This window comes from Delftia sp. ZNC0008, assembly GCF_000799035.1.
Taxonomy (GTDB): Bacteria; Pseudomonadota; Gammaproteobacteria; order Burkholderiales; family Burkholderiaceae_C; genus Comamonas; species Comamonas tsuruhatensis.
Map to the genome: position 1 here is coordinate 1 of NZ_JTKZ01000812.1, position 5,291 is coordinate 5,291.

At 70.8% G+C, this 5,291-nt stretch carries 6 protein-coding genes; 3 read left to right on the forward strand and 3 right to left on the reverse strand.

What is annotated here, in order from left to right:
- Positions 1-770, reverse strand: a 770-nt coding sequence (locus tag L995_RS26000) for a LysR family transcriptional regulator (RefSeq protein ID WP_047474194.1), incomplete at its 3' end; no start/stop codon positions are given.
- Positions 771-861: 91 nt separating this feature from the next.
- Between L995_RS26000 and L995_RS26005 the strand changes: the two genes are divergently transcribed.
- From L995_RS26005 to L995_RS26015, 3 genes are all read left to right on the forward strand, one after another.
- Positions 862-1,824, forward strand: coding sequence for a 3-hydroxyacyl-CoA dehydrogenase family protein (locus L995_RS26005; RefSeq protein WP_047474196.1), 963 nt, complete (start codon positions 862-864; stop codon positions 1,822-1,824).
- On the forward strand, positions 1,821-2,702 hold the full coding sequence (locus L995_RS26010) for a 3-keto-5-aminohexanoate cleavage protein (protein ID WP_047474198.1): 882 nt from the start codon (positions 1,821-1,823) through the stop codon (positions 2,700-2,702). The genes L995_RS26005 and L995_RS26010 overlap by 4 nt, the downstream gene beginning before the upstream one ends.
- 100 nt (positions 2,703-2,802) lie before the next feature.
- Positions 2,803-3,837, forward strand: coding sequence for a Bug family tripartite tricarboxylate transporter substrate binding protein (locus L995_RS26015; protein WP_047474200.1), 1,035 nt, complete (start codon positions 2,803-2,805; stop codon positions 3,835-3,837).
- A 9-nt stretch (positions 3,838-3,846) separates the two neighbouring features.
- On the opposite strand, the gene L995_RS26020 is transcribed toward L995_RS26015, so the two are convergent.
- Complete coding sequence (locus tag L995_RS26020) at positions 3,847-4,767, reverse strand: 2-hydroxyacid dehydrogenase (RefSeq protein WP_047474202.1); 921 nt, start codon at positions 4,765-4,767, stop codon at positions 3,847-3,849.
- A 70-nt stretch (positions 4,768-4,837) separates the two neighbouring features.
- Positions 4,838-5,291 (reverse strand): acetyl-CoA carboxylase biotin carboxyl carrier protein subunit (locus L995_RS26025; protein WP_047474204.1); only part of this gene is annotated, 454 nt, incomplete at its 5' end.

Genomic DNA, 5,291 nt, shown 5'->3' on the forward strand with positions numbered 1-5,291 from the left:
CCGCGTCGCTGCACCACCTGCGCGGCCAGCAGGGGCAGCGCGCTCACGCCCAGATCGGCAGCCACCATGGCCGCGATGGTGGCCAGGTGCTCCACGGCGTACTGGGGCGCAAAGCGTATGCCGTGGGTCAGCAGGGCCTCGTCGGCGTACTGCCGCACGCTGGTGCCGGCCGGCATGGAGATGTGGGGCAGATGGGCCACGTCGGCCCAGCCCAGATCGCCACGCCCGCGCGCCAGCGCATGGCCGCGGCCCAGCAGCAGCACGAAGCGGTCGGAGGCCAGGGGCAGGTAGTCCAGGTCGGCATAGGCGGGGTTGGCCGCCGTGAGCGCAAAGTCCACGCGGCCTGCGCGCACCATGTCGAAGGCCGGCCCGGCCAGGCTGTCGAACAGCTCCAGGTGCACGCCCGGATGCTCGGCCGCGAAGCGCGCCAGCACGCGGGGCAGCAAGCCCGCAGCCAGCGAAGGCAGGGCCGCCAGCGCCAGCCGCCCCACCTGCACCTGGGCCACCTCCTGCACGCGGCGCACGGTCTCGTCCATCTGGTGGCGCAGGATGCGCGCCTGCTCGGCGAAGACCTCGCCGGCCTGGGTCAGTTCCACGGCGCGCGTGGTGCGCTCGAACAGGCGCGCGCCCAGCATCTCTTCCAGCCGCGCCAGCGTGCCCGAGACGGCCGACTGCGACAGGTGCATCTGCAGCGCCGTGCGCCGAAAGCTCAGCGAATCGGCCAGCGCCAGAAAGACATCGACCTCGCGGGCCGACCAATTGATCTTCATGGCCGATCAGTTTATCGAAAAATGCGTCTTTACCGTTCAATAACGTCTGCCTAGACTGCGCCTCAAATCCATGAAATCAGCAGGAGACAGCATGCACAGCAGTTCGCCGCGCAACGCGCGCACGGTGGTCGTCGGGGGAGGCACCATGGGTGCCGATGTGGCCGTGGTCCTGGCCCGGGGCGGCGCCCTGGTGACCGTGGTCGACCCCGGCGCGGCACGGCGCGAGCTGCTGCTGCAGCACATTGCCATCGAGCTGGCCACGGCCGGCTTTGCCCGGTGCGCGTCCCAGGTCTCGGTCTGCGCGGCGCTGGAGGATGTGGCCTGGGACGGCGTGGCCCTGGTGGTGGAATGCATCACCGAGCGGCTGGATGCCAAGCAGGCGCTGTTCGCCGAACTTGAGGCGCATGCGCCGGCCGACGCCGTGCTGGCCAGCAACAGCTCGGGCTTTCCCATCAGCGCCATCGCCAGCGGCCTGCCCACGGCGCAGCGCATGCTGGGCCTGCACTTCTTCATGCCCGCCCATTTGGTGCCACTGGTGGAAGTGGTGCTGGGAGAGCGCAGCGACCCGGCCCTGGGCCAGTGGCTGCACGCCTTCATGCGCGGCTGCGGCAGCGTGCCAGTGCTGGTGAAGAAGGACAAGCCCGGCTTTCTGGCCAACCGCATGCAGCATGCGCTGTCGCGCGAGGCCTTCGCCCTCATCGACGAGGGCATTGCCTCGCCCGAGGATGTGGATGCCGCCGTGCGCTTCGGCTTCGGCTTCCGCTTCCTGGCGGCCGGCCCCGTGCTGCAGCGCGACCATGCAGGCATCGAGGTGCATTGCGCGGCCGCCGCCACCATGTACCCCACACTGTCCAACACCGATGTGCCGGCCCAGGCCCTGCGCGATCGCGTGGCGCGCGGCGATCTGGGCATGAAGACCGGCAAGGGCTTCTTCGACTGGCCCGAGGACCGCCGCCTGGCCGAGCGTGCCCGCTACGACGCGCTGCTGCGCCAGGGCCTGGCCCTGCTGGCCAGCGAGCTGCCGGTGCCGGAGCAGGCACAGGACACGCCATGAGCACGCCGGTCCCCACGTCAACCACGTCGCCCACATCGCCCACGTCAACCACGTCGCAGTGGAGCGACCCGCTGATCATCACCGTGGCCCCCAACGGCGCCTACAAGCAGCCGGCCGACCACCGAGCCCTGCCGATCACGCCGCAGGCGCTGGCCGCCACGGCACGCGCCTGCCTGGATGCCGGCGCGGCCATGATCCACATGCACATCCGCGACGCCCGGGGACGCCACAGCCTGGATGTGGACGGCTACCGCGAAGCCTGGCGCGTGGTGCGCGAGGCCGTGGGCACGGACATGGTGGTGCAGATCACCAGCGAGGCCGCAGGCGTCTACCGCGCGCCCGAGCAGATCGCCATGGTGCAGGCGCTGCGGCCCGAGGCCGTCTCCATCGGCCTGCGCGAGATCGACCGGCCCGAGATCGGCGATGCGGGACTGGCGCACTTTTTCACGGGCCTGGTGCGCGACCAGGTCATGGTGCAGGTCATCCTCTACGACGTGGCCGACCTGCGCCGCTGGCAGGCGCTGCGCGCCCAGGGCGTGGTGCCCGAGGCGCCGTGGTTCCTGCTTTTCGTGCTGGGCCGCTACAGCGCGGGCCAGACCTCGCGGCCGCAGGACCTGCTGCCCTTTCTTGCGGCGCATGACGGCGGCGAGCCCTGGGCCGTGTGCGCCTTCGGCGCCACGGAAAACACCTGCATCGCGGCAGCCGCCGCGTTTGGCGGCCATGCGCGCGTGGGCTTCGAGAACAACCTGCTGACGCGGGACGGCCACACCGCGCCCGACAACGCCGCCCTGGTCCGCCAGGCCGTGGTGTCCGCCCAGGCGCTGGGCCGCCCCCTGGCCACGGCCGACGACATACGCCGGCGCTTCACACCGGGCTGAGCACCAGGCGCCTTACAGGCCCATAAGCCGATAAGCCGATAGGCCCATGAGCCCGCACAAGACGGGCCTTCCATTCCAACCACAGGCAGGAGACACAACCATGCAACAGCCCACCCACGGCACGCGGCGTGACGCCATCGCCAAAATCAAGGCAGCCACCGCATTCACGGCGCTTCCCCTGGCCTTCATGGCCCTGGGCCTGGCGGGCCAGGCCTCGGCCCAGACCCCGTCGCCGGCGTTCCCCAGCAAGACCATCCGCTTCGTCGTGCCCTACCCGCCCGGCGGCCCCACCGACCTGATGGCACGCATGCTGCAGCCCGAGTTGCAGCAGCGCCTGGGCGTGACCGTCATCGTGGAGAACAAGAGCGGCGCGGGCGGCAACCTGGGCAGCGCCGAGGTGGCCCGCCAGGCAACGCCCGACGGCCACACCCTGCTGCTGGCCGCCAGCGGCCCCATGGCCGTGAATTCCTCGCTGTACAAGAGCATGCCCTTCAACCCGCTCAAGGACCTGGAGCCCGTGGTGCAGCTGTCGGCCTTCCCGCTGGTGCTGGAGGTCCATCCCTCGCTGGGCGTCAAGACCGTGGCCGAGCTGCTGGCCCTGGCCAAAACGGGCAAGACGCTGAGCTTTGCCTCGGCCGGCAACGGCACGCCCCAGCACCTGGCGGGCGAGCTGTTCAACTCCATGGAGCAGGTCAAGCTGGGCCATGTGCCCTACCGGGGTGCGGGACCGGCACTCAACGACCTGATCGGCGGCCAGGTGGGCTTGATGTTCGACATCGTGGGCAGCTCGCTGCAGCACATCCAGGGCGGGCGCCTGATCCCGCTGGCCGTCACCTCGGCCGAGCGCAGCAAGGTGCTGCCCGATGTGCCCACCATGGCCCAGGCCGGCGTGCCCGGCTACCAGATCACGGGCTGGCATGGCATTGCCGTGCGCGCGGGCACGCCGCCCGCCGCCATCGACAAACTCAATGCCACGGTCAACGCCATCTTCAAGGACCCGGCCTTCCGCACGCGCTGGGAAGCCATAGGCACGCCGGCCGTGGGCGGCACGGCGGCCGAATTCGGTGCCTTGATCAGGAGCGACTCCCAGCGCCTGGGCGCGCTGGTGCGCAGCACCGGCGTGACGCTGGACTGAGCGCGCCCGTCAGTAGCCGCGCCGCAGGTCCACGCGGCCGCTCACGGCCTCGCCCCGGCTCAGCGCGGCGACCTTGCCCACGATCTGCTCCACGCTGTCGCGCGCCAGGGTGCGGGCCGAGGTGTGGGGCGTGAGCGTGATGCACGGATGCCGCCAGAAGGCATGGCCGTCGAGCAGCGGCTCGGTGCGGAACACGTCGAGCAACGCGCCGGACACTTGGCCCCCGTCGATGGCGGCGATGAGGTCCTCGTCCGCCACATGGCCGCCGCGTCCCACGTTGATCACATAGGCGCCCGGCTGCAGCAGGGCCAGGCTGCGCGCGTCGATGATGCTGTCGGTCTCGGGTGTCAGCGGCAGCAGGTTGACGAGGATGCGGGTGGCGCGCAGAAAGGCGTCGAAGTCCTGCGGGCCGCAGAAGCCCCGCACGCCGTCGATGGCATGCGGCGTACGGCTCCAGCCGTTGACGGGGAAATCGAACACCGTCAGCGCGCGCGCCACGCGCTCGCCCATGCAGCCCAGCCCCATGACGCCCACGGGGAAGTCCACGCGCCGAGGATTGGGCCGGTGCTGCCACAGGCCGGCGGCCATGTCTGCCTCGTAGCCGTCCAGGCCCCGGAAGAAGCGGATCACGGCCTGGCTGACGTATTCGGCCATCTGCACGGCCATGCCGGCGTCCTCCAGTCGGTAGACGGGCAGCCCGGCCGGCAGGCGCAGCGGCAGCAGCGCATCGACGCCGGCGCCGATGTTGAACAGGGCCTTGAGGCCCGGCTGCTCGTCGATGAAGCGCTGGGGTGGCGCCCAGACCAGAGCGTAGTCGGCCTGCGGCGCGCCCGGCGACCAGATGTCCACCTCGGCGCCCGGCAGGGCCGCGCGCAGTCCTTGCAGCCAGGCGTCGGGCCTGGTGTCTTCGCAGCAGAAAGTCACTCGCATAGGTGGCCAAGCCTAACGGCCTGGCGACGCCCACGCGCGACTTTTGCGCAAAACTGTCTTGCCTGCGGGCTCAGCTTTCCAGGCGCAGCAGCTCGGAGCCTTCGGTCACCTGGTCGCCGGGCGCATACAGCAGTTCGGCCACCACGCCGTCGCCGGGTGCGGCGATGGTGTGCTCCATCTTCATGGCCTCCATCACGGCCAGCGGCTGGCCCTTGCTGACCTTGTCGCCGGCCTTGACGGCAAAGGAGACCACCTTGCCCGGCATGGGCGCCGTCAGGCGGCCGCCTTCCGAATGCACATCGCCCGCATGGGCCAGCGGATCGGCCAGGCCCAGCACGGCCGCGCCCTGGGGAGCGAACACATGGCATTGCTCGCCCAGCACATGGACCTGGGCGCGCAGGCGCTGGCCCGCGAATTGCACGTCGAAGGCGCCGTCCCCGGCCTGTTGCCAGGACAGCAGGCCCTCGGCGAGGGACTCGCCCTCGCCCACGGCCAGTTGCAGCGCGCCGTCATGCAGGTAGCGC

What these genes read in the sequence shown, in the direction of transcription:
- L995_RS26005 (WP_047474196.1), top strand. Translation starts at nt 862, where the DNA reads ATGCACAGCAGTTCGCCGCGCAACGCGCGCACGGTGGTCGTCGGGGGA.
- L995_RS26010 (WP_047474198.1), top strand. Translation starts at nt 1,821, where the DNA reads ATGAGCACGCCGGTCCCCACGTCAACCACGTCGCCCACATCGCCCACG.
- L995_RS26015 (WP_047474200.1), top strand. Translation starts at nt 2,803, where the DNA reads ATGCAACAGCCCACCCACGGCACGCGGCGTGACGCCATCGCCAAAATC.
- L995_RS26020 (WP_047474202.1), bottom strand. Translation starts at nt 4,767, where the DNA reads ATGCGAGTGACTTTCTGCTGCGAAGACACCAGGCCCGACGCCTGGCTG.